Annotated in this window: 19 protein-coding genes and 2 pseudogenes; 11 read left to right on the plus strand and 10 right to left on the minus strand. The window is 67.1% G+C overall.

Features of this window, described 5'->3' with window-relative positions; genetic code table 11:
* Window positions 1-1416: a phytoene desaturase family protein gene (locus A7G45_RS30520; protein WP_043984778.1), complete on the plus strand. Its 1416-nt coding sequence runs from the start codon at window positions 1-3 to the stop codon at window positions 1414-1416.
* Between the two features lie 187 nt (window positions 1417-1603).
* Here the strand turns inward: A7G45_RS30520 and A7G45_RS30525 are convergent, their stop codons facing one another.
* Window positions 1604-2017 carry a PPOX class F420-dependent oxidoreductase gene (locus tag A7G45_RS30525; protein WP_260943020.1) on the minus strand — a complete coding sequence of 138 codons (414 nt, stop codon included), beginning with the start codon at window positions 2015-2017 and terminating at the stop codon, window positions 1604-1606.
* Between the two features lie 168 nt (window positions 2018-2185).
* Between A7G45_RS30525 and A7G45_RS30530 the strand changes: the two genes are divergently transcribed.
* Complete coding sequence (locus A7G45_RS30530; protein ID WP_260943022.1) at window positions 2186-3511, plus strand: hypothetical protein; 1326 nt, start codon at window positions 2186-2188, stop codon at window positions 3509-3511.
* An 85-nt stretch (window positions 3512-3596) separates the two neighbouring features.
* On the opposite strand, the gene A7G45_RS30535 is transcribed toward A7G45_RS30530, so the two are convergent.
* On the minus strand, window positions 3597-4994 hold the full coding sequence (locus A7G45_RS30535) for an acyl-CoA synthetase (RefSeq protein WP_260943024.1): 1398 nt from the start codon (window positions 4992-4994) through the stop codon (window positions 3597-3599).
* A gap of 74 nt (window positions 4995-5068) precedes the next feature.
* On the opposite strand from A7G45_RS30535, the gene A7G45_RS30540 reads away from it, so the two are divergent.
* The 5 genes and pseudogenes from A7G45_RS30540 to A7G45_RS32615 all read left to right on the plus strand — a co-directional run bounded on the left by A7G45_RS30540 (window position 5069) and on the right by A7G45_RS32615 (window position 7615).
* A complete protein-coding gene (locus A7G45_RS30540; RefSeq protein ID WP_276555896.1) occupies window positions 5069-5587 on the plus strand; it encodes an NUDIX domain-containing protein in 519 nt (172 codons plus the stop codon).
* The gene (locus A7G45_RS30545) at window positions 5584-6453 is read left to right on the plus strand and encodes an endo alpha-1,4 polygalactosaminidase (protein WP_260943028.1); all 870 of its coding nucleotides are present in this window, start codon (window positions 5584-5586) and stop codon (window positions 6451-6453) included. The genes A7G45_RS30540 and A7G45_RS30545 overlap by 4 nt, the downstream gene beginning before the upstream one ends.
* Before the next feature lie 143 nt (window positions 6454-6596).
* A pseudogene (locus A7G45_RS30550) lies at window positions 6597-6854 on the plus strand (2-oxoglutarate and iron-dependent oxygenase domain-containing protein); the annotation flags it as partial.
* A gap of 431 nt (window positions 6855-7285) precedes the next feature.
* A pseudogene (locus A7G45_RS32610) lies at window positions 7286-7432 on the plus strand (2OG-Fe(II) oxygenase family protein); the annotation flags it as partial.
* A 3-nt stretch (window positions 7433-7435) separates the two neighbouring features.
* Entirely contained in the window at window positions 7436-7615 is a 180-nt protein-coding gene (locus A7G45_RS32615) for a hypothetical protein (RefSeq protein ID WP_260943029.1), read from the plus strand.
* A 9-nt stretch (window positions 7616-7624) separates the two neighbouring features.
* Here A7G45_RS32615 and A7G45_RS30565 read toward each other — a convergent pair whose 3' ends face one another.
* Window positions 7625-11059 carry a bifunctional proline dehydrogenase/L-glutamate gamma-semialdehyde dehydrogenase gene (locus A7G45_RS30565; RefSeq protein ID WP_260943031.1) on the minus strand — a complete coding sequence of 1145 codons (3435 nt, stop codon included), beginning with the start codon at window positions 11057-11059 and terminating at the stop codon, window positions 7625-7627.
* A 69-nt stretch (window positions 11060-11128) separates the two neighbouring features.
* Between A7G45_RS30565 and A7G45_RS30570 the strand changes: the two genes are divergently transcribed.
* Complete coding sequence (locus tag A7G45_RS30570) at window positions 11129-12055, plus strand: LysR family transcriptional regulator (RefSeq protein WP_260943033.1); 927 nt, start codon at window positions 11129-11131, stop codon at window positions 12053-12055.
* A gap of 12 nt (window positions 12056-12067) precedes the next feature.
* On the opposite strand, the gene A7G45_RS30575 is transcribed toward A7G45_RS30570, so the two are convergent.
* Genes A7G45_RS30575 through fdxA form a run of 3 tightly spaced genes read right to left on the minus strand, consistent with a single transcriptional unit; the run spans window position 12068 to window position 14577 of the window.
* Window positions 12068-13099, minus strand: coding sequence for a TIGR03617 family F420-dependent LLM class oxidoreductase (locus A7G45_RS30575; RefSeq protein WP_260943035.1), 1032 nt, complete (start codon window positions 13097-13099; stop codon window positions 12068-12070).
* A 51-nt stretch (window positions 13100-13150) separates the two neighbouring features.
* Complete coding sequence (gene dapC / locus A7G45_RS30580) at window positions 13151-14260, minus strand: succinyldiaminopimelate transaminase (protein ID WP_308204186.1); 1110 nt, start codon at window positions 14258-14260, stop codon at window positions 13151-13153.
* Window positions 14257-14577 (minus strand): ferredoxin, encoded by a 321-nt coding sequence (fdxA, locus tag A7G45_RS30585; RefSeq protein WP_029121628.1) that lies wholly within the window; start codon window positions 14575-14577, stop codon window positions 14257-14259. Before fdxA ends, dapC begins: the two co-directional genes overlap by 4 nt.
* A 246-nt stretch (window positions 14578-14823) precedes the next feature.
* Here fdxA and A7G45_RS30590 point away from each other — a divergent pair, with 246 nt between their 5' ends.
* Both A7G45_RS30590 and A7G45_RS30595 read left to right on the plus strand, forming a co-directional pair.
* Window positions 14824-15384, plus strand: a complete 561-nt coding sequence (locus A7G45_RS30590) for a PadR family transcriptional regulator (protein ID WP_260943047.1) — start codon at window positions 14824-14826, stop codon at window positions 15382-15384.
* Complete coding sequence (locus A7G45_RS30595) at window positions 15381-17408, plus strand: NADPH-dependent 2,4-dienoyl-CoA reductase (RefSeq protein ID WP_260943048.1); 2028 nt, start codon at window positions 15381-15383, stop codon at window positions 17406-17408. Before A7G45_RS30590 ends, A7G45_RS30595 begins: the two co-directional genes overlap by 4 nt.
* A gap of 77 nt (window positions 17409-17485) precedes the next feature.
* Here A7G45_RS30595 and A7G45_RS30600 read toward each other — a convergent pair whose 3' ends face one another.
* On the minus strand, window positions 17486-17941 hold the full coding sequence (locus A7G45_RS30600; RefSeq protein ID WP_276555900.1) for a DUF2231 domain-containing protein: 456 nt from the start codon (window positions 17939-17941) through the stop codon (window positions 17486-17488).
* A 120-nt stretch (window positions 17942-18061) separates the two neighbouring features.
* On the minus strand, window positions 18062-20638 hold the full coding sequence (locus A7G45_RS30605; RefSeq protein WP_260943051.1) for a bifunctional FO biosynthesis protein CofGH: 2577 nt from the start codon (window positions 20636-20638) through the stop codon (window positions 18062-18064).
* Between the two features lie 213 nt (window positions 20639-20851).
* On the opposite strand from A7G45_RS30605, the gene A7G45_RS30610 reads away from it, so the two are divergent.
* Window positions 20852-22183, plus strand: a complete 1332-nt coding sequence (locus A7G45_RS30610) for a hypothetical protein (protein ID WP_260943052.1) — start codon at window positions 20852-20854, stop codon at window positions 22181-22183.
* A 141-nt stretch (window positions 22184-22324) separates the two neighbouring features.
* Here A7G45_RS30610 and A7G45_RS30615 read toward each other — a convergent pair whose 3' ends face one another.
* Window positions 22325-22777 carry a DUF6113 family protein gene (locus tag A7G45_RS30615; protein ID WP_260943054.1) on the minus strand — a complete coding sequence of 151 codons (453 nt, stop codon included), beginning with the start codon at window positions 22775-22777 and terminating at the stop codon, window positions 22325-22327.
* A 90-nt stretch (window positions 22778-22867) separates the two neighbouring features.
* Entirely contained in the window at window positions 22868-23746 is an 879-nt protein-coding gene (mshB, locus tag A7G45_RS30620) for an N-acetyl-1-D-myo-inositol-2-amino-2-deoxy-alpha-D-glucopyranoside deacetylase (RefSeq protein ID WP_260943055.1), read from the minus strand.

Consider the following 23746-nt stretch of genomic DNA (forward strand, 5'->3'; position numbering starts at 1 on the left):
CTGAGCACCGCGACCGTCATCGGCGCCGGCCCCAACGGGCTGGCCGCCGCCGTCACCCTGGCCAACGCAGGCGTGGAGGTCACCGTTCTGGAGGCCGCCGCCGAAATCGGTGGCGGTGCCCGATCCAGCGAGGCCATTGTTCCCGGGCTGCTGCACGACCATTGTTCGGCATTTCATCCGATGGCCGTCGGGTCGCCATTTCTCAACAGTCTCGACCTCGACCGCTACGGGCTGTCGTGGCGCTGGCCGGACATCGACTGCGTGCATCCGCTGGATGACGGCAGCGCCGGAGTGCTCCGCAGATCGATCGAAGAAACAGCTGCCGGACTCGGCCGCGACGCCGCGCTGTGGCGGATGGCATTCGCCGGGCCGGCGACGAAGTTCGACGCCCTGTCAGAAGACATCATGGGGCCGCTGCTGCGAGTACCCAGACATCCGCTGACATTGGCCCGGTTCGGCCTGCCGACCCTGCTGCCGGGTTCGGTTGCAGCGCGTCTGTTCCGCACCGAGAGGGGCCGCGCATTGTTCGGCGGCGTCGCGGCACACACCTTCCGCCCGCTGCACTACCCGATGACCTCGGCGATCGGGCTCGGCATCATCACCGCCGGGCACCGGCACGGCTGGCCGGTCGCCGCTGGCGGCTCGCAATCGATCATCGCGGCGCTGGCCTCCCTGTTGGACGATCTCGGCGGCAAAATCGAGACCGGGGTTCGCATCAAGACGCCGTCCCAGTTGCCGCCCGCAGACATCACCATGTTCGACCTCGCACCCCGCGCCATCGCCGACATCCTCGGCGAGCGCCTGCCAGCGCGGGTAGCGCGAGCGTTCCGCAGGTTCCGCCACGGGCCCGGTGCGTTCAAGGTCGACTTCGCCGTACAGGACGGCGTTCCATGGACCAATCCACACGCACGCCGAGCCGGAACCGTTCACCTCGGCGGCAATCACGCCGAACTCGCCGCGACCGAGCGAGACATTCATGCCGGGCGGATGCCGCAGCGCCCGTTCGTTCTCATCGGTCAGCAATACCTCGCCGACCCACAACGATCGGTCGGCAACATTCATCCGGTGTGGACCTACGCCCATGTCCCGCACGGCTATACCGGTGATGCCGTCAAGGCGATCATCACCCAGATCGAGCGCTTCGCACCCGGCTTCCAAGAACGCATCATCGGACAGGCCGTTCGGTCGACCACGCAGATGGCCGCCTACAACGCCAACTATGTCGGCGGCGACATCGTCACCGGCGCCAAGGACATCCGCCAACTCACATTCGGACCACGTATCACGCTGTCCCCATACACAATTGGCATACCCGGCATGTATATCTGCTCTGCTGCCACCCCGCCCGGACCAGGAGCCCACGGCATGTGCGGGCACAACGCCGCCGTATCCGCCCTCGCTGAACTTGATCGCTGAATCACCGTTGCAATCCACAGATGCCGCCAACGACAACTTCCTCGACACACATAACCGAGCCCCGCACCCAAATTCTCAGCACTCCTAGTTGTTGTGACATTGCGTGAGATCTAGAGTTACTTGTGACATCGGTGTGACATCGATTTTGAGAATGTGACATCACGTTTGAGAACGGACATCGGCTTTTTCATGCCCAGGGGCCGACGCCCGTCACCTTCTCGATGGTGATGCGGGTCAGGAATCCCGGCGGCGCTTCGGCCGGCGGGAACTGGCCGTTGAACTCCGGTGCCATCACGTTGGTCAGCCGGGTCAGCACGTCGGGTGCCCCGCCCTCCACGATGCGGGCAGTACCGCTGATCGCGATATACGGATTAACCGACGCCGCGCCCCGATCGGTACCGATGATGGTGACCGCGACCCTGGGATCGCGGCGCATGTTGCGCAGCTTCTTGTAGTCGGCGAGGTGCGCGCTGACCAGCTCGTCACCTTGCAGTTCCACCCACACCACCGAAACCTGTGGGCTGCCATCGGCATTCAAAGTCACGAGCGTCGCGTTGGCCCCGTTGCCGATGAGGGCGCGGGCTTCGTCTGTGAGTTGCATGGCATCTACAAGGTATCTGCTTGCCCAGCCATTCCCGCCGAGAATGAGCTTGTATCCGGCTCGTCGCGTACGGAACCGCACAGTCGGCGACATCGGGGAGATCGTCGCCGGCAAGTTGGAGGTTTTCCCCGGGGACATCGGCGCCTATTCATCACTAGCGTCAATCCGGTGAGCACGACGACCGGCGACGCGGACACCTTGACCACTAGCAACCCCGACGAGATCTCGGCGCCCGAATGGACCGGCAAGCAGAAGCTGGCGTTCCGGCTGTTCTTCACCATCGGCGGCGGAATCCTGATCCTCTCGGTGTACGGCAACTTCGGCCTGAGCATGTTGATGGCTCCGCTTCTGCAGGCGCTCGCCAACTTGGGCAGCTTCGTCACCCGCGGTGAGGGCGTGTACCTGAACGTCAATGGGGGTGCTGATTCCTTGGCGGAGTGGTGCTTCCACCTGGGCTGGATTCTGGTGGCCCTGCTGATCACCGCGATCTGGACCGCGCTGGACCGGCGTAGGCCCAACTACCGCAGCCTTGCCGCCCTGCTGCTGGTGTTCGCCCGGTTCGGTCTGGCCGTCTCGATGCTGCTCTACGGTCTGGCCAAGCTCATTCCGACGCAGATGGCCTACATGATGCTGCCCGGCTACCAGATCCAGATGGTCGGCGATGTCAGCATGATGAACACACTGTGGGGTTTCATGGGCGCCTCCGACCCATACTCGGTGGCCGCCGGTCTCGTCGAATTCGTTGCCGGCGTGCTGCTTCTGTGGAATCGGACGTGGCTGTTGGGTGCGCTGATCGCGATCGGCGCCATGGGGCAGGTGTTCCTGCTCAATCTGTTCTACGACGTTCCGGTGAAACTGGTGTCCGGAGCCCTGTTCTTCATCGCCGTCGCGATCACCTCGCCGTACTGGCGGGGCCTGGCCCAAATGGTGTTCCAGCGTGGCACTCCCGAACCGGTCGCGCTGTGGCCGGCGTTGGGTTCCGGCAGGCGGTGGTTGCGTCGGACCGGCACCGTGGCGAAGTTCACCATCGCAGGCGTCGTCGTCGCGCTGGTCGCGACGTTCAGCGTCGTTACCTACCATGAAATTCGGCACAGGGAATCGGACATCGACGGAGTCTGGCGCGCAACGTCATTCACGGTCGACGGCAAAGAGGCGACGCTGCAGCAGACGTCTCCTGCGCCGTGGACCAACGTCGCGATCGCCGACCGGGTCGACGACTACACCAGCTTCGTCACCCAGGTTCCCGCCGGCTACGTCACCGTCTACCTGTTCGAGATCCACGACGACCGACTGGAGATCAAGAGGCACGAATCGGATCCGCCCATCGTGCTGCACTTTCGTCTGGACGGTCCCGACCGGCTGACGTTGACCGGCATGGTCGACGGCAAGCACATCGAGGGCGACTACCAGCGACGGCACATGCAGCGCATCGAATCTCACTTCCGGCTGATCCAGCCGGAGATCGAGGGTGGACCGGCCAGTCGTCTGCCCTAGATCTCGCAGCCGGTGACCTCGTCGCGGCCGCGGCGTCCGGACAGCACCTCCATCTGACAACCGTCCTCCATCGCGACGACGTTGCCTAGACGAGGAGTTTCTTCTGCACCTTGCCCATGGCGTTGCGGGGCAAACTGTCGACGAGGCGCACCTCGCGCGGCCGCTTGTGCACCGAAAGCTGTTGTGCGACAAAGTCGATGAGTTCCTGCGACGACGCCGACCCGACCACGAACGCGACGATGCGCTGCCCCAGGTCGTCGTCCGGCACGCCGACAACCGCGGCCTCCGATACACCCGGGTGGCCCAGCAGGACGGTCTCGATCTCGCCGGCGCCGACCCGGAAACCGCCGGACTTGATGAGGTCCACCGACTCGCGACCGACGATGCGGTGCATACCGCCCTCATCGATGGCCGCGACGTCGCCGGTGCGGTACCAGCCGTCGTCGCCCAGCACCTCGGCCGTCGCCTCGGGCCGGTTCAGATAGCCGGTGAAGATCGTCGGCGCGGAAACCTCAAGCCGGCCAATGGTTTCCCCGTCGTGCGGCACCAGCGACCCATCTTCGGCGACCAGCCGGGTCTGCACGCCGTCCAACGGCAACCCGACCCAGCCGGGCCGGCGTTCGCCGTCGACCCGGGTGGACAGGGTGATCAAAGATTCGGTGCTGCCATAGCGCTCCAGCGGCGCATGTCCGGTGAGCCGGATCAGGTCGTCGAACACCGGCACCGGCAGCGCTGCGCTGCCCGACACCAGCAGTCGCGCTCCGCGGAGCGCCTCGGCGGCCCCAGCATCGGCCACCACGCGGGACCAGACGGTCGGCACCGCGAAGTACAGCGAGCCGCCCGCGGCGGCGTAGGCGGCCGGCGTGGGTTTTCCGGTGTGTACGAAGCGATTTCCGATCCGCAGTGAGCCCAGCAGCCCCAGGATCAGACCGTGCACGTGGAACAGCGGCAGGCCGTGCACCAAGGTATCGGCCGGCGTCCAGGCCCAGGCCTTGGCCAACGCGTCGATGTCGGCGGCGATGGCGCGACGGCTGATCACCACGCCTTTGGGCAACCCTGTGGTGCCCGAGGTGTACATGACCAACGCGGTCGAATCCGGCGATGGTTCGGCGTAGCGGTGCCAGGACCGAGCATGCAGCCGCACCGGGATGACCGGTAGCCCTTCGGTTTCGTCGGGCACCTCCCCCAGCCAGGCCTGCGCCCCGGAGTCGGTGATCATGTGCCGCCGTTCGGCCGCGCCGACGTCGGCGGGCACCGGGACCACCGGCACGCCTGCGATGAGGCAGCCCGCGACCGCGAGCACCGTCTTGGCCGTCGGCCGAGCCAGCACGGCCACCAGCGACGCGCCGGCGACCCGTTCGGCCACCGACGTGGCGGCCCCGACCAGATCGCTGCGGGACAACACCGCGCCGTCGATGCGCACCGCGTCTTCGAGGTCGTGCCCGGCGGCCACCACCGCGGGGTTCAGGGAGGTCAGCAGCATGTGCGTGAGGCTACTCTGGGCGGGTGGACCCGATCGAGAGACTGTCCAGTCGTGAGGTGTACCGCAACAACTGGATGTCGGTGCGCGAAGACGACATCCGTCGTCCCGACGGCACCACCGGCATCTACGGGGTGGTGGACAAACCCACGTACGCGCTGGTGATCGCCCGCGACGGCGACCGGTACCGGATGGTGGAACAGTTCCGCTATCCAATTGGGTTGCGGCGCTGGGAGTTTGTCCAGGGCACCGCGCCGGGCACGTTGGACGGCGACGAGCCCGCGCCCGCGGATCTCGCCGCGCAGGAACTCCGTGAAGAGACGGGGCTGCGAGCCGACACGTGGCAGGTTCTGGGCCAGCTGGATGTCGCACCGGGGATGTGCAGTCAACGCGGCTGGGCCTACCTGGCGACCGGCATCACCGAAGGCGAGCACGACCGCGAGCACGAAGAGCAGGACATGCACAGCGAGTGGTTCACCGCCACACAGATCGAGGACATGATCCGCCGCGGTGAGATCACCGACGCGCAGTCGTTGGCGGCGTGGACGCTGCTACAGCTGCACGCGTACACCGATCCGCCTGCCAGCCGAGGATGACGACCTTCCGGGGAGCGCTGCTGATCGCGGTGGCGCTGCTGACCGCATGTGCTCGACCGGTCGATCCGCCGTCTGCTCCGCGGTCCGAACCGTCGGTCACACAGCCCGCGGCCGCGCATCGGGTCCGATTGCCACCCACAACAGGCTCATTCGACTACCAACTGGGCGGCGCAGGTGACATCCCCGGCCTGGCGGTGGTGGTCCGGGACGCCTCGGCACGCCCGATGCCAGGCGCATACAGCGTCTGCTACCTGAACGGTTTTCAGACCCAACCAGGCGACGGTGACAGCTGGCTGCACAACCATGGTGAGGCAGTACTGCGCGACGCCCACGGGTCGCCCGTGCGTGACCCCGACTGGCCCGACGAGTACGTTCTCGACCCGTCGACTGCAGCCAAGCGATCGATCATTCTCGGTGTCCTGACGCCAGTGCTCTCCGCGTGTGCCGACAAGGGTTTTGACGCGATCGATCTTGACAACTTCGACACCTTCAAACGGTTCTCCGACGCGACCACCGGTCACATCGATGAGGCGGGAGCCGTCGAACTCGCACGATCGTTCACCGCTTTGGCCCACGACCGCGGTCTCGCGGTCGCCCAGAAAAACACTCCCGAAGCAGCCGAGATCGGGCGCCGTACAATCGGTTTCGACTTCGTCGTCGCCGAGGAGTGCGCCGCCTACCGGGAGTGCGATCACTACCGGCAGGTGTACGGACCGCACATCCTCCAGATCGAGTACACCGACAACCTGTCGGGTTCGTTCCGAGATGTGTGCGCGACGGCAGACCGAGCTCCGCTGACCATTCTTCGGGACCGCCGCCTCGTAGCCCCCGGTTCCGCCGGCTATGTGCGCGAACAGTGTCCGTGAGGGCTGACCGTGGCGGCCGACGCGCCGCGCGTCGGCCGCACGATTCACGAGAGTCAGTGATTCACCCCACGCAGAAACGTCCTTGTGAGAGAATACCATTCACACTTGATCTCAACCTTGGTTGAGGTTCTAGCGTCGAACGCATGACCCAACCAGAAGTGATAGTCGACCAGGTCGTCCTGCAGGACGGCTTCGTCCCGGTGATAGACATCAGCAGCGCCCGTAGTGGCGACCCGACGCACCGCCAGGCGGTGGCCGACGCGATCGGCCGGTGCTGCGAGACCAGCGGTTTCCTGCTCCTGGTCGGGCACGGTGTGCCCTACAAGGCCATCAACGACGTCAACCACGCCCTGCGCGGGTTCTTCGCCCTGCCGCAGGCCGAAAAAGACCGCCTCAGGACGCAACCCGGTGACCCACTGGCCCGCGGATTCAGCAGCGCGGGCAAGCTCGCGGCCACCAATGACGGCGCGGATGTCGACGCCGAACACCAGGCGCCGGACCGGGTCGAGAAGTTCGTCCACTTCCCGCTGGGCAACCCGGAGGGCATGGGCGGCGACGGCTGGACCGACGAGCGGATGTTCGTCGCGCCGAGGTGGCCCGAACTCCCCGGTTTCCGCGCGGCGTACGAGCGCTATTACGCCGAAATGGAGTTACTGGCCACCGAATTGGCCCGGCTGTTCGCACTCGCACTGGGTCTGCGCGAGGACTGGTTCGACGCGTCGATCGACCGGCACAACTCCAACCTGATGGCCAACTACTACCCTGCCGACGACCGGCCGGCCGGTGAAATCCGGCTGAGCCAGCACAGCGACTGGGGCAATCTACGATCCTGCTGCAGGATGAATCTCAGCGCGGGCTACAGGTTCGGGGTGACCGCGGCGAGTGGCTCGACGTGCCCGTGGTCCCTGGATCGTTCGTCATCAACATCGGTGATCTGCTCGCCAGGTGGACCAACGACCGCTGGGTCAGCACCGTGCACCGCGTGGTGAGCAACGGCGCGGGTGGCGAACGGTTCAGCCTGCCGTTCTTCCATCAACCCAACTTCGACGCCGTCATCGAGTGCATCCCCACCTGCGCGAGCGCCGACAATCCGCCGCGCTACGAGCCGGTGGTGTCGGGGCCGTATCTGCTCGACAAGTTCAAGCTCGCCTACGCGCTCTGAGCCGCAGCGTCACCGAAACAGGTTCTCGGACAACGGCGTCGGAGAACCGAATCGGTGCGCGGTCACCGCGATCGCCTGCTCGTGCAGGAACGTCAGCAGCTCGACCCGACCGGCTTCGACAACCGGCCCCGCGTAGAGCGCGATCCCGACAGCGCCGGCACTGTCGCGAGCGAACTGTTCGCGGCTGCCGCCGAGGAGGCGAACGCGTCCAGGAGCGTTGTCGCGCAGCGTGTTCCGCCACGACACCGAATCGTCCACCCGGCAGACGACGCCGGCGGTTGGCAGCGTGTCGGTAATCGCCTGATCGAGCGGAACCGGGGTGGAGACGGTCACGGAGGAACCGGCCAGGATTCCCGCCCCGACCACCCGCAACACCACTGCCGGATCAGCGTTCTCGGCACGCACCGTCACCGGCACGGGCAGGTACCGGAAGACGTTCCTCTCCGCCATCAGGGCGGAGACATCGCGAGCTACGCCGAACTCCGTCGCCCAGGCATGTGCGTCGGATCCGAAGGACCGTTCGAGGAAATCGAGTGCTCCGGGATTCAGCGCAAAGGCCTGCACAGCGTCCAGGATCGCGCGTACGGATGGCGCTATCGACGCCGTTTGGCTCGCCGGCGCGGAACGCCAGTCACTCAGCCCGATCAGGTAATTCGGGCCGCCTGCCTTGGCGCCCGCGCCCACCGCCGACTTCTTCCACCCGCCGAAGGGTTGACGCCGCACGATCGCCCCGACGGTCGAGCGGTTCACATAGGCGTTGCCGGCCTCGACCCGGTCGAGCCAGCGTTCGATCTCGGCGCGGTCCAGGCTGTGCAGGCCTGCTGTCAGTCCGTAGTCGACCTGGTTCTGGATGGCGATCGCCTCATCGAGGTCATCGGCGGCGATGAGACCCAGCACCGGACCAAAGTACTCGGTGAGGTGGAACTCCGAGCCGCGCCGAACCCCGGTCTTCACTCCCGGTGACCAGAGCCGTCCGGTGTCATCGAGTTGGCGGGGCGCTACCAGCCACTGCTCCCCGGGCGAGAGCTGCGTGAGTGCCCGCAGCAGTTTGCCGTGCGCGGGTTCGTTGATGGGTCCCACCTGCACGGTCGGGTCTGTCGGGTAGCCGACCTTCAGTGAGGTGACGGCATCGACGAGCTGGTCGCGGAACCGCGCGGACCGGGCGACGGAGCCCACCAGAATGCCGAGCGACGCAGCCGAGCACTTCTGACCTGCGTGCCCGAAGGCCGAGTACACCAGGTCTTTCACCGCGAGATCGAGATCTGCATGCGGGGTGACGATGATGGAGTTCTTGCCGCTGGTCTCCGCCAGCAGCGGCAAGTCGGGCCGGAAGCTGCGGAACAACTCTGCGGTCTCAAAGGCACCGGTGAGGATAAGCCGGGCAACCCGCGGGTCGGATACCAAATGCGTGCCGAGTTCGCCCTCATCGAGGTGCACCAACTGCAGCACATCGCGCGGCACGCCGGCATCCCAAAGCGCTTGCACCATAACGGATCCACACCGCCTGGCCGCAGTGGCAGGTTTGATGATGACGGGACTACCCGCGGCCAGCGCGGCCAGCACGGATCCGGCGGGGATCGCCACCGGGAAGTTCCATGGCGGCGTGACCACCGTCAATCCGGTCGGCACCGCGACGGCACCGTCGACCGAGTCCAGATTTTCCGCTTGTGCCGCATAGTAATTCGCGAAATCGATGGCCTCGGAGACCTCTGGATCGCCCTGATCCAGCGTCTTGCCGCACTCGGCGGCCATCACCTCCAGCAATACCGCCCGCGCTGCCTGCAGCGTGGCCGCCGCACGCCGAAGGACTGCCGCCCGCTGCGCACCGGCCAACGCAGCCCAGGTCGCGCCCGCGGTCACACCGTCGGCGATGATCCCGTCCAGCGCGGCCCCACTCGACACGGTGTACTCGGCGACCAGCTCCACGCCCGCCGACGACGTGGCGATCCGGTCGGTGATCGCTCGTCCCCACAGTCGATTGCCGGGCAGTGCCGGATCAGTGTCGGCGACATTCGCGAATCCACCGGCCGGGCTCACGGCGGCGCGTGGATCATCGGTACGGCGATCCTGGCGACGGTTGGGCACCGGAACCACGCTCTCCCCAACGAGATCGGCGATGGACGCGATGAACCGGTCCTTCTCGCGCTGGAACAACGCCCGGTCGTCGTGCAGCTCGAACACCGCGGACATGAAGTTGTCCTGGCTGGCACCTTCTTCCAACCGGCGCACCAGGTAGGCGATGGCCACGTCAAAGTCCTTGGGGTGCACCACCGGTACGTACAGCAGTAGACCGCCGACGGTACGCCGGACGGCTTCGGCCTGCGCCTCCGCCATCCCCAGCAGCATCTCGAACTCCACGTGATCCCGGACGCCGCGACGCCCGGCGAGCGTCCACGCGTAGGCGATGTCGAAGAGGTTGTGCCCGGCGACACCGATACGCACATTCGCGGTGTGTTCGGGCCGCAGTGCGTAATCCAGCACCCGCTTGTAATTGGCGTCGGTGTCTTGTTTGGTCGAGAAGGTCGCCACGGGCCAGCCGTGCAGCGAGGCCTCCACGTGTTCCATCGGCAGGTTGGCGCCTTTGACCAGCCGAACCTTGATGCCCGCGCCGCCCCGCTCGCGACGCGCACGAGCCCAGTCCTGCAGACGCATCATCGCGCTCAGCGCATCGGGCAGATAAGCCTGCAAGACGATCCCCGCCTCGAGGTCGAGCAGTTCGGCCCGGTCCAGCAGCTTGATGAACACCGCGATCGTCAGCTCCAGGTCGCGATACTCCTCCATGTCGAGGTTGATGAACTTCTTCGTCGGCGCGGTCGCGGCCTGCGTGAACAACGGCAGCAGGTTCTGCGCGATGTGGTCGACGGCTTCGTCGAACGCCCACGGCGAGTGCGGCGGCACGGTGGCCGAGACCTTGATCGACACGTAGTCGACGTCGGGACGGGCAAGCAGGCGTTCGGTGCCTTCCAGCCGTCGGGCCGCCTCGGCCTGCCCCAGCACGGCCTCACCGAGCAAATTGATGTTGAGTCCGACGCCACGCTTGCGGATCCGTGCGATGGATCGTCCGAGGCGGGCATCAGTCGCGTCGACGAGCAGGTGACCGACCATCTGGCGCAACACATTCCGGGCGACCGGGATGACCAGGCCGGGCGCAATCACCGACACCAGAGCACCGAGCTTGATCAACAGCCGTTCATGCAGCGGCAGGAAGCCAGGGGCGTTACGCGCCAGGGTGCGCAGATTGGCAGCCGCGACCCGATGGTCTTCGGGCCGGATCACGCGGTCGACGAAGCCGACGGTGAAATCCAGGCCATCCGGATCGCGAAGGACCTCAGCCAATCGGCGGCCGGCCGGGGCGACGGGCAGGCGGGCAGCATCGTCGAGCCAGTACCGCACCTGGGCCACCACCTCGGTCAGCAGGTCGTCCCTGCTGCTCAGCTCCGTCATCTGCCCATCATGAGCCGACCAGACACTTAAAATAAAGCGATGATTTCTGACATGAAAGCTTAAGTAACAATGAAATATCCACGTGCCGATCTGCTGGACGTCCGCAGGCTGCGCCTGCTGCACGAGCTGAGCCTGCGTGGGACCCTGTCCGACGTCGCCGAAGCCCTGCACCAAAGCCCGTCGTCGGTCTCTCAGGCGCTGAGCCAGCTCGAACGCGAGGTCGGCGTGCCGCTGCTGGAGAAGGTCGGGCGCCGGCTGCGGCTCACCCCCGCGGCAGAGGTGCTCGTCGAGCACACCGCGGTCATCTTGGCGCGGCTCGAGCAAGCCGCCTCCGATGTCGCGGTGCAGAGCGACGAGGCGTCCGGCACCGTTCGGCTGGCCGTCTTCCAATCGGCGGCCTCGGCCTTCATGCCACAGATGCTGACGGAGTTGGCGACCCGCCATCCGCGTCTGCGCGTGACGATGTCGCAACGCGAACCGGAGCAGGCCCTCTACGAGACGTGGCTGCGCGAGTTCGATCTGGTGATCGCCGAGGAGTATCCGGGGCATGCCGCGCGCGCGTATCCCGATCTGCACCGGGCACCGTTGACCACCGACCTGCTGCGGCTGGCTGTGCCACCGACCGGAGACCCCTGGGACCGCGTCTCCTCGGTCGAAGATGCTGCCGAACTGCCGTGGACGATGGAGCCCGAAGGCACCGCCTCCCGGCACTGGGCCGAACAGCTTTGCCGGCAAGCAGGTTTCGAGCCTGACGTCCGCTTCGAGACCGACGACCTCGAAGCCCAGATCGCCCTGATCGAGAATGGCAACGCGGTCGCAATCCTGCCCGACCTGATGCGAGTGCGGCGCCGTCCCGATTTACGCGTCGTGGACGTCGACCCGCGTCGGCGGGTGGTGTTCACGGCAACGCGGACCGCCATCAGCCAGACACCGGCCATCGTGGCGTGCCGGGCGGCATTGGCTTCGGCAGTGCCGCCGCAACTCGACGTGGACTGAACGCGCCACGTGTCAACCCGACGCCGCTCCGCTCTGTAGGTCCCGGACGCAGGCCAGCACCGCCCCGTCGTCGTCGCCGGCGCTCATCGGCGGCAGCACGACCCCGTCGGCAATGCCGTCGTACTTGTCCCGCAACAGGTTTGGCAGTTGGTCATAGCGGCCGCTGGTGACGAGTTGATCGAGCACTGCATCATTCAGAACCGCCGGCAAGTCAGCCCACCGGTCCTGCTTGATGAGCCCGCGCAGATCATCGGCCAGCGTGTCCCAGCCCCGCCGCTCGAGCGTCGTCGCGTAAGCGGGGGTCGATAGCAGGAAGGTCAGCATCCGGCGTTGCCGCTCGCGTTCCCGCTCCACCAACAGGTCGGTGCTGCCGGTGGCGATCGCGGTCGACGCCACGAGCTGAGGCAACTCGGCCCGACCCGAGGCCTGTGCGCCACGCTGAAGTGCCGGGCGCACAACGTCTCTCAAATAGTCGGGATCGGAATTCGTGGAATGCGTGACGACACCGTCCGCCACCCCGCCGGCCAGCTCGCACATGCGCGCATTGACCGCACCTAGCCAGATGCGTGGTGGCGCCAGGTCATTCGGCCCGGGGTTGAAGTACGGCTGCAGCCGCGAGATGCGGTAGGCGTCGCCCTCGTGGTGCACCGACCCGCCGGTACGGAACGCCTCGAAGATGTCCTTGAGCGCACTGACGTAATCGGCCATCCGCGCCCGCGGTTCGCTCCAGGGCATGCCGAACCGGTCTTCGATGTTCTGCCGAATCTGGGTGCCGAGGCCCAACTCGAACCGCCCACCGGAGTAGGTCTGCACATCCCAGGCCGCGTAGGCGGTGAGCATGGGGCTGCGGACGAACGCCAGGGTGACGGCGGTCCGGATGGTCAGCCGTTCCGTGTGTTCGGCGGCCAACAGCGCCACGGCGAGCGAGTCGTGGATCGTCTCCGCAATGTGCAGCCCGTCGAACCCGAGCTTCTCGACCCGGCGCGCGTAGGCCGGCACCCTTGTCAGAGGCAGCTCGGGCGACATGGCGGCGAATACCTGCATACGTCAGGACGCTAGCCCAGCCGGGTTGACTACCTCCCGCAAGCGGAAGGACTAAGCCAACCGGGAAACGGCGGCGGCGATGCGCTCGTCGGTCGCGGTCAGCGCGATGCGCACGAACTGCTCGCCGGCCGGGCCGTAGAACTCACCGGGGGCGACGAGGATGCCGCGCTCGGCCAGCCACGCGACCGTCGCACGACCGGACTCGCCGCGGGTGGCCCACAGGTACAGGCCCGCCTCGGAGTGCTCGACGGTGAAGCCGGCGCCCCGGACCGCCGCCAGCAGTGCGTCGCGCCGCTTGGCGTAGCGGTCCCGCTGAATACGTTCGTGCTCGTCGTCGTCAAGTGCGGCGACCATCGCGGACTGCACCGGCGTCGGGACGATCATCCCGGCGTGCTTGCGCACCGCAAGGAGTTCGGCGACCAGCGTCGGGTCACCCGCCACGAAACCGGCCCGGTAACCGGCCAGCGACGACGTCTTGGACAGCGAGTGCACGGCCAACAGACCCGTGTGGTCGCCGTCGCAGACGTCGGGATGCAGCACCGACATCGGCTGGGCGTCCCACGCCAGGCCGAGGTAGCACTCGTCGGACGCGATGACGACACCGCGCTCACGCGCCCAGCCGACGACCTTGCGCAGGTGGTCGACACCGAGCACCTTGCCGGTCGGGTTGCTGGGCGAGTTCAGGTAGACCAGCCCGGGCGCCTGCGGCCCGATCTGGGTCAAGGAATCGGCCCGCAGCACCTGAGCACCGGCCAGCCGTGCGCCGACGTCGTACGTCGGGTAGGCCAGCTCTGGCACGACGACGGTGTCGGCGGCCCCCAACCCGAGCAGGGTCGGCAGCCAGGCGATCACCTCTTTGGTGCCGATGACCGGCAGCACCGCCTGCTCCGGCAGACCGGTGACGCCGTAGCGGCGCTGCAGGGCAGCCACCGCCGACGCGCGAACGGCCGGCGTGCCGGCCGTCGTCGGATAACCCGGTGCGGCACTGGCGGCGGCCAGGGCCTCCCGAATGACGTCGGCCACCGCATCTACGGGCGTGCCGACGGACAGATCGACGATGCCGTCCGAGTGGGCACGCGCGGTCGCGGTTGCCTCAGCCAGCGTGTCCCAGGGGAACACCGGCAGGGCAGCCGAGACCTTGGTTCGAGCGGACAGGGTCACTCGCCCTGCGGCGCGAGATCCTTGACCGCCTGCGGGTCGTTGTCGGTCTGGCCGACCTTCGACGCACCACCCGGCGAGCCGAGCTCGGCGAAGAAGTCGGCGTTGTTCTGGGTGTATCCACTCCACTGATCGGGGACGTCGTCCTCGTAGTAGATGGCCTCGACGGGGCAGACGGGCTCGCACGCGCCGCAGTCCACACACTCATCGGGGTGGATGTACAACATGCGTGCACCCTCGTAGATGCAATCGACCGGGCATTCTTCGATGCATGCCTTGTCTTTGACGTCGACGCAGGGTTCGGCAATGACGTACGTCACCGGTAGTTCTCCTGTTCCAGGGGGCTGCTGGCTCATCAGGACTCAACGAGCCGACGTCAGTATGGTGCGCCCATTTTGAGCGGTCTGGCTCAGTGTGACCTAACTTTGCGCGCCGGGGCGCGTGGTTACTGACACTAGCCGTTGCAGATACCTTCCGACTAGTTGCGACTCACAGGTTTTTACGCGTGTCATGTTCGGCTTTGCAATTTGTTGCATAGGACCGCCGGTAGCACCTACGCTCGTGCCGTGGCCCTCCCCCACGCCATCCTCGTGGCGCTGTGCGAACAAGCCGGTTCCGGTTACGAACTGGCGAGCCGGTTCGACCGCTCGATCGGCTATTTCTGGGCGGCCACGCACCAGCAGATCTACAAGACGCTGCGCACCATGGATGCCTGGGTGAGCGTCGAGGTCGTCGCGCAGCACGGCCGGCCGGACAAGAAGGTCTACTCGGTGACGGACGCCGGCCGAGCCGAGCTGGAGCGCTGGATCGCCGAACCGCTCACCGGGCGCGGCAGTGCCGTGACCGACGCCCGCACCCGCGAACTCGCGGTGAAGCTGCGCGGCGCGGCGTACGGCTCGGCGGACAGCACCGCCGCACTGCACGAGCAGATTCACGCCCTGCGCGCCGAACGCGCCGCACTGCTCGACACCTACCTCGGCTACGAGAAACGTCAGTTCCCCGATCCGGCTGCACTCACCGGCAGCGCGCTGCACCAGTACCTGGTGCTGCGCGGCGGTATCCGCGCCGAGCAGGGATCGGTGGACTGGTTGGACGAAGTTCTGCTGGCATTGAGAGGAAACCGATGACCGCGCCGCATTCAACGCCCTATCCGAACCTGTTGTCCCCGTTGGACCTTGGCTTCACCACGCTCCGCAACCGGGTGATCATGGGTTCGATGCACACGGGTCTGGAGGACCGCGCCCGCGACACCGGCAAGCTCGCCGAGTATTTCGCCGAGCGGGCCCGCGGCCGCGTCGGGCTGATCATCACCGGCGGCTATGCACCCAACCGGACCGGCTGGCTGCTGCCGTTCGCCGCCGAGATGCTGTCCTCGAGCGACGCCCGTCGGCACCGGAAGATCACCACGGCCGTCCACGCCGAAGGTGGCAAGATCCTGCTGCAGGTGCTGCACGCGGGACGCTATGCGTACCACCCACTTTCGGTCAGCGCCTCGTCGATCAAGGCTCCTATCAACCCGTTCCGTCCGCGGGCGCTGCGCGACGTAGAGGGCACCATCGACGACTTCGTGAAATGCGCGCTGCTGGCCCGCGAGGCCGGGTACGACGGCGTCGAGATCATGGGCAGCGAAGGCTATCTGCTCAACCAGTTCCTGGCGCCGCGCACCAACAAGCGCACCGACGCCTGGGGCGGCACGCCCGAGAAGCGCCGCCGGTTCCCCGTCGAGATCGTGCGGCGCACCCGCGAGGCCGTCGGCCGCGACTTCATCATCTGCTATCGACTGTCCATGGCCGACTACGTCGAGGACGGCCAGACCTGGGAGGAAATCCTCGCGCTGGCAACGGAAATCGAAGCTGCCGGGGCGACGATCCTCAACACCGGCATCGGCTGGCACGAAGCACGGGTGCCGACCATCGTCACGTCGGTACCGAACAGTGCGTTCGCGGACATCAGCAATGCGGTGGCACAACACGTCACCATCCCCGTGGTGGCCTCCAACCGGATCAACATGCCGCAGTCGGCCGAACAGATTCTGGCCGACGGTGCGGTGCAACTGATCTCGATGGCCCGTCCGCTCCTGAGCGACCCGGACTGGGTCCGCAAGGCCCAACACGACGCGGCCGACGAGATCAACACCTGCATCGCCTGCAACCAGGCCTGCCTGGACCACGCGTTCGTGCACAAGACCGTGTCGTGCCTGCTGAATCCGCGAGCGGGGCACGAAACCACGTTGGTACTGGGCAAGACTCGGACCACCAAGCGGGTTGCGGTGGTCGGTGCCGGACCGGCCGGCCTGGCCGCCGCCGTCACCGCCGCACAGCGCGGCCACGACGTGACGCTGTTCGAGGCCGGCAACCACATCGGTGGCCAATTCGATCTGGCCCGAAGGATTCCCGGAAAAGAGGAATTCAACGAAACCCTCCGCTACTACACCACGATGCTGTCCAAGCATCGCGTGAACGTGCGACTGGGCACCCGGGCGTCAGCCGACGAACTGTCCGGCTACGACGACGTCGTGCTCGCCACCGGTGTCGCGCCCCGCATGCCGGACATCCCGGGCATCGACCATCCGATGGTGCTGTCGTACGCCGAGGCGATCACCGGCGCACCCATCGGCAAGCGGGTGGCCGTGATCGGCGCCGGCGGAATCGGTTTCGACGTCAGCGAGTTCCTGACCGTCGACGAATCCCCCACCCTGAACCTCAAGGAGTGGCGAACCGAGTGGGGCATCGCCGACGGCGGCAACGCCCGCGGCGGGTTGGCCACCCCGATCCCGCTGCCACCGGCCCGCGAGGTGTACCTACTGCAGCGCACCAAGGGCGCCCAGGGGCGCGGGCTCGGCAAGACCAGCGGCTGGGTGCACCGGGCGTCGGTCAAAGCCAAAGGCGTGCAGCAGCTTTCCGGGGTGAACTACGAAAAGATCGACGACGCCGGGCTGCACATCAGCTTCGGACCGGACCGGTCCGGGGCCCGCGTCCTCGAGGTCGACAACGTGGTGATCTGCGCCGGGCAGGAGTCGGTCCGCGACCTGGAAGGCGCACTGCGCCAGGCCGGAATCGAGCCGCACATCATCGGCGGCGCCGCCGTGGCAGCCGAGCTGGACGCCAAGCGCGCGATCCGGCAGGGCACCGAACTGGCTGCGCGGCTGTAGTTTTCCCGCGAGCAGACGCAAAACTGTCGATTTCCCCGGAAATTCGACAGTTTTGCGTCTGCTCGCGAGCGGAACTACTACAAGCTGAATCCGCCCCAGACCGCACGCGCACCGGTGTGCCCGATCCGCACGATCTGGTAGATCGTCGCCACACCGACGACCACGGCCAGTACCGCCACCACGACACGGGCCAGCTTCTCCTTGTCCCCGAGTCGCGTGCCCCAACGGTGCAAGGAGGTCAGCGCCAGCGACACCACCAGCAGGCCGATGACGAAAAAGATTGCGGTGTCGCCGAGTTCGGCGTGCTCGCGCAGGACGGGACTCTTGGGTAGCTGGTGAATCAGCGCCTCGCCGGCCTCGATGGCGAATGGGGTCAGCACGACCGTCACCACGGACAGGGCCAGCGTCAGCCACACCAGCCGCTCCCGCGCGGCCGTCCACACTCCGCACAGGATTGTCAGCACGGCCGTCAGCGGCGCGAGGACGACGATCGCGTGCACTAGCAACGGATGAGCGGGCAGGTCACCGATCATGTTCACGCATCACAGCGTGACACTCACCGCTCGCGAGCGTGCGCAGAATGCACGCGACACACCGCGAAAGCCCGTACAGACTCCCCCGCAAGCGGGAAGTGCCCCCAGGCCGGCTCGCGGTTAGGCAGCCAGCGGTGAGTAGTCGGTGCTGCGCTGGCGGGCCGGGCGGCCGATGCCTTCGGCGATGGCAACCAGCTCGGCGACGGTCTTGGCGGACCCGTTCTCCGAACCCGCCATGCGGGAGATGGTCTCCTCCATCAGCGTGCCGCCGAGGTCGTTGGCGCCACCCTGGAGCATCACCTGGGTGCGCTCGACGCCGAGCTTGACCCACGAGGTCTGGATGCTGGGGATCCTGCCGTGCAGCATGATCCGCGCCAGTGCGTGCACCGCGCGGTTGTCGCGGTGCGTCGGCCCCGGGCGCGCCCCACCGGCCAGATACAGCGGCGACGACTGGTGCACGAACGGCAGCGGCACGAATTCGGTGAAACCGCCTGTGCGGTCCTGGATTCCACGCAGCACGTTGAGGTGTCCCACCCAGTGCTTCGGGGTGTCGACGTGCCCGTACATCATCGTCGACGACGACCGCAGACCCACTTCGTGCGCGGTGGTCACCACGTTGATCCACTCGGCGGTCGGCAGCTTGCCCTTGGTCAGCACCCAGCGGACCTCGTCGTCGAGAATCTCGGCGGCGGTGCCCGGGATGGTGTCGAGGCCGGCCTCGCGCAGCGACGTGAGCCACTCGCGCGTCGACATTCCACTGCGGGTCACACCGTTGGCAATCTCCATGGGCGAGAAGGCATGCACGTGCATCGACGGCACCCGCTTCTTCACCGCACGCACGAGATCGGCGTAGCCGGTGACGGGTAGCTCGGGGTCGATGCCACCCTGCATGCAGACCTCGGTGGCTCCGGCGACGTGCGCCTCCCAGGCGCGGTCGGCCACCTCGTCGGTCGACAGCGAGTACGCGTCGGCGTCACCCTTGCGCTGTGCGAAGGCGCAGAAGCGGCACCCGGTGTAGCAGATGTTGGTGAAGTTGATGTTCCGGTTGACGACGAACGTGACGTCGTCGCCCATGACATCCCGCCGCAGCGAATCCGCCAGTGCTGCAACAGCTTCCAGCGCCGGACCGTCGGCCGTGGCCAGCGCCAGGTACTCGTCGTCGCTGCAGCCGCCCGGGTTGCGTTCCGCGGCACGCAGCGCGGCGAGCACGTCGGTGTCGATGCGTTCCGGGGCGCGGGCCGCCAGCTCGGAGACCTTCTCCCGAATGGACTCCCAGTCGCCGAACGCGCTACCGAGGTCGCTGCGCGTCTCCGTCAGCCGGCCCTCGGTGTCGATGGCGGTGTGCAGATCGGTGCGGCCCAACGACTCCGAGGCCTCGTCGGGTTCCTGCCACGGCATGCCGACGGGGTTGACGTCGCGCGCCCACCCGGTCTCCGGGTCCGCCAGGGCATCCACGTGTCCGCGCACGCGCGGGTCGATCCACGCCGCCCCGGCCTGCACGTACGACGGCTGCGCCGTCAGTCGCTGCACCAGGTCATAGCCGGCTTCAGCAGTGACATCGGCCAGATCGTCGAGGGCCGGCCAGGGCCGTTCCGGGTTGACGTGGTCGGGGGTCAGCGGTGAGACGCCGCCCCAGTCGTCGACGCCGGCGCCGATCAGCGCCAGGCATTCTTCGCGGGACACCAGGTTCGGCGGCGCCTGGATCCGCATCTTGGGTCCGAGCACCAGCCGGGTCACCGCGATGGTGGCCAGGAAATCGTCGATCCCGGCGTCGGGCGTCGCGGCCATGGCGGTGTGATCCTTGGCCCGGAAGTTCTGCACGATGACTTCCTGCACGTGCCCGAATTCCTTGTGGGACTTGCGGATCGCGTGCATGGTCTCGGCCCGCTCGGTGAGGTTCTCACCGATACCGACCAACAGCCCGGTGGTGAACGGGATGGACAGCCGGCCGGCGTCGTCGAGCGTGCGCAGCCGGACTGCCGGGTCCTTGTCGGGGCTGCCGTAGTGCGCCAGGCCCTTGGTCTCGAACAGGCGGCGCGACGTGGTCTCGAGCATCATGCCCATGGACGGCGCGACCGGCTTGAGCCGCGACAGTTCCGACCAGCTCATCACGCCGGGGTTCAGGTGCGGCAGCAGTCCGGTTTCCTCGAGGACGCGAATCGCCATGGCGCGCACGTAATCGAGGGTGGAGTCATAGCCACGTTCGTCGAGCCATTGCTTGGCTTCGTCCCACCGGTCCTCCGGGCGGTCACCCAGGGTGAAAAGCGCCTCCTGGCAACCCAACTCGGCGCCGCGGCGGGCCACGTCGAGAATCTCGTCGGGCTCCATGAACATGCCCATGCCCTGCGCGCGCAGCTTGCCGGGCACCGTCACGAACGTGCAGTAATGGCAGGTGTCACGGCACAGGTGGGTGACGGGGATGAAGACCTTGCGCGAATACGAGACCGGCAACCGGCCGTTCGCACCTCGCCGGCCCGCCGCTTCCAGCCCGGCGTCACGGACGCGGGCGGCGCTGGCGCAGAGGTCGACGAGGTCGTCGCCGCGGGCGGTCATCGCGATGGCGGCCTCGTCCACATTGAGCGAAACACCGTCACGCGCGCGGCGCAGGACGCGACGTAACGCGGACGGTGACGGCGCGGCGAGCGGTGGGACCACGGGGAGAGGCAGGTCTGCGCCGTTCGGGGGGTTCAGAGCCACTTCCGTGTAACCCCGGTGGTGTCGGCGTTCATCCACGCGTCTCACATTCTGAAACCACTGCGCCTGGCATACCGGCCACAGTAGCGCCAGCTCGTCGGCGCGTCGCGGGCCCCATACCCCGACACATACAGCAAACGCGCAGACTACTGGAAGATTTTAGTGACGACCGCGTAAGTTCAGAGGGTCGGGACGCGATCGTTTCAAGGAGTCATGGTGTCCGTTTCTGTTCGTTCATATCTGGTGGCGGGCGCCGCCGCGGCGACTGCCACAGCTCTGGCGCTCACCCCGATTCAGGTCGTTCCCGCCGACGTCGCAGTCCCCGCGCACCCGACCACTGCCCAACCGCACCTGACCGAGGCCATGGTCAAGCTGCTGGCCGCGGCCAGCAATATGACCCCGCCGGCGCCGCCCAAGCTGCCCGCCGCGGGCGTCGTACCCAAGGTCGGACCGAACCCGTTGGCCGCGGCGCCATTGGCCGCCGCGCCCGTCGTCGGCGCGCAGAACGCGGCCAGCGACTGGCTCATCAACGCGTACACGGGAATCCAGGCCTGGGTCGACTGGGGCGTCGACTACGCGACCGACCTCTTGTACTGGGCGGGGTGGTTCGTCCCGTTCTCGGGTGCGATCGCCGCGCAGACCGACATCTTCTACTACACGCTGATCAGGCCGATCTCCGACAACATCTTCTATCAGGCCGTCGTTCCGATCGTGAACGATCCGCTGAACCTGTTCGTGTGGACCCAGGCCATCCGCAACGTGGTCCGGATGTCGATTCCGCCGGTCATCAACTTCGGCATCTCCGAGTTCAACTACTTCTTCGGCTGGCTCATCCCGCCGATCCCGCCGTTTCCACCGATCGGCCCGCTCGCGGCCACGACGCCCACCCTCGAGTCGCTCGCCAAGTCCGTCCAGACCGCGCTGACCAGCCTGGCTGCCGGCTTCGCCCCGGCCAAGACCGCTGAGAAGACCGACCCGACGAGCAAGATCGCGCCAACCGCCGCCCAGACCGGGGCCCCAGTCGAGAAGCCGACCGAGAAGCCTGCGGAGACGCCGGCCAAGGTCGAGGACAAGGGCAAGGCCGACGAAAAGGGCACGCAGGCGGAGGCCACGGAGGCCGGCCAGCCGACGGACCCGCAGGCCGGCGAACCCAAGACAGAGCCGAAGACAGAGCCGAAGACCGAACCCAAGGCCGAGCCCAAGACCGAGCCGAAGACCGAACCCAAGACGGACCTGAAGACAGAGCCCAAAACCGAACCCAAGGCTGACCCGAAGCCGGGCGCTCCGGCCGCGGGCGACACCGATGGACCGGCTGCCCAGCAGCAGGACGAGGTCAAGGCGCCCAAGCCCGTCAAGACCCGCGGCAAGAAGACCGGTGACAAGACCGGGACCAAGAACGCCGGGGACAACCAGGCCGCGGGCGAAACCGGCACTACCGGAACGACGAAGCCCGGCAAGGGCACCAAGGGTGCGAAGGGCGCCGGGCAGTCGTCCAACGCCAACGCGGGCCAGCATGCGGGCTCGGAAGGCCACGCTGCCAAGGGCTGAACCTGCCGGGTTTCGCCGGCTACGCGCAGCGTCGGCTGCCCTTGCCACACGTTCGATCTGCAGCCGTCAGCTTTCCTTGACGCGTCAGGGAAAGTTGACGGCTCTGGGCGAGAGTTGTGTAGAGAGACCGGATTCCGGCCGCTACTGCGGCATTTCAGCGCGCCGCCGGGCATGCCGCCACAGCACCGCGCCGGGCGGCGTCGCCCCGAGCAGCAAGAAGATCAACGGCGATGCCTGCATGATTCCGCGGCCGCCGAACACGACGTCATCGCCGGGCCCACCGAGCAGCAGAATCACGACAGTCGACAGCCAGACCCACATCGGGAGCGCGGCCAAGCGGGAGTTGGTTGTCCACTGCAGGGCGGCCCAGACCAGGGCGGCGTTCACCAGTCCACTGATCAGGGCACTGATCGGGAACGGCACCGGGCCGAGGTAGAGCGGCAGAAACAGTGCACCGGCGATGGCCGACAAGGCGCCGTCGAGCGCGAGAACACCGAGGACGAAGGCGCGCATCCGACCGGGGTCGGCGCGCGGTGGAGCTGACGTCAGGTCGGGATGCTGTCGAGCAGCGAAACCAGCGAGCCGACGACCCACTGATAGTTGTCGCCAAGGCCCTGCAGGTGCTGCAAGTTGGGATCCAGATCCGCGTCCATGGCGGTCACCCTACTCCCCCCGATCCGGGTGTCACGCCAGGTTTATCCCGCTGAGTAGGTCAGTTTCCAAACCGCGGGCGTCGCGTTCGCCCGCCGTGCCCTCCACCAAGACATAGTGTTCGCACGCGGTGATCGGCAGCGCGATGTTGTTGGACAGGGCGAACACCAGGCCACTCGGCTCGACCGTGACCTGAGTCTGGTGTGCGCGCATGGCCGCGACCTTGGCCGGCAGGGTCTCCGGGATATCGATGATGGCGTCGATGGGGTGATCGAGCACGAACTCCAGGGCACTCGCCGGAATCCGCACCCAGCTGTCGGGCAGCTCCATACTGTCCAGCGACGCCAGGCCCTCGGCCATCGTCTCGCCGTCCATCACGGTCCAGTAGAACTTCGGCACCTGCCACGGCTCCCCCGGATGTCCGTCGCCCGACGACGCGGCGACCGCGGCCGTCGTCACGCGGTGGGCCTGGATGTGGTCAGGGTGCCCGTAGCCGCCGTTGGGGTCGTAGGTGACGACGACGTGCGGGCGGAAGTCCCGCAGCACGGCCACCAGCTCAGCGACGGCCTCGTCCATGTCGGCGTCCGCGAAGCGGGTCCGGTGCCGCGCCGGGCTGCCGGCCATCCCGGAGTCCCGCCAACGGCCGGCCCCACCCAGGTACCGAGGGTGGTCGACGCCCAATTCCTTGAGCGCCAAGGACAATTCGATGATGCGGTAGCCACCCAACTGGTCGGCTCCGTCGGCCGCCAACTGCGCCCACTGCGAACCGATGACCTCACCCTCTTCGCCCAGCGTGCAGGTGAGCACCCGCACGTCGGCGCCGCGGGCCGCGTAGTGCGCGATGGTCGCTCCGGTAGTCAGTGTCTCGTCGTCCGGATGGGCGTGGACGAACAGCAGCCGTGGGGTCTCCAT

This window comes from Mycolicibacterium llatzerense (assembly GCF_025331195.1).
Taxonomy (GTDB): domain Bacteria; phylum Actinomycetota; class Actinomycetes; order Mycobacteriales; family Mycobacteriaceae; genus Mycobacterium; species Mycobacterium llatzerense.